The organism is Exiguobacterium sp. UBA6282 (genome assembly GCF_002440475.1).
GTDB lineage: Bacteria > Bacillota > Bacilli > Exiguobacteriales > Exiguobacteriaceae > Exiguobacterium_A.
The window spans coordinates 13,324-13,592 of sequence record NZ_DJUM01000015.1 but is presented as its reverse complement, the minus strand read 5'-3'; the positions used below and the strand labels follow the sequence as shown (position 1 = coordinate 13,592).

At 48.0% G+C, this 269-nt stretch carries 1 protein-coding gene; it reads right to left on the bottom strand.

Going from position 1 to position 269, the window contains the following annotated elements; genetic code table 11:
* The coding region (locus tag B2751_RS04500; RefSeq protein ID WP_290773136.1) for a cation transporter at positions 1–211 on the bottom strand (211 nt) is incomplete at its 3' end.
* Positions 212–269: the final 58 nt, after the last annotated feature.

The window sequence follows — 269 nt, the reverse complement described above, 5'->3', positions numbered from 1 at the left end:
TCGTTGGTGCTTTTTTACTGAGAGCAGAACCGATGTAGACGAAGAACTGGTTCGCTGCGTCACCAATCGTATGCATCATTTCAGCGAACATCGCTACATTCCCAGTTAAGATATAGGCGACGAACTTGATCGCGGCAATGATCGTATTGACGATGGCGGCAGCAAGGGCTGACTTATTTCCGCGACGGATCAATGAGAAAAAAGTGGTCATGAGCGGTTCTCTCCTTGTCTACTCAAAATAGGTTAACCGCGTCCTGCTTGGAAAGACG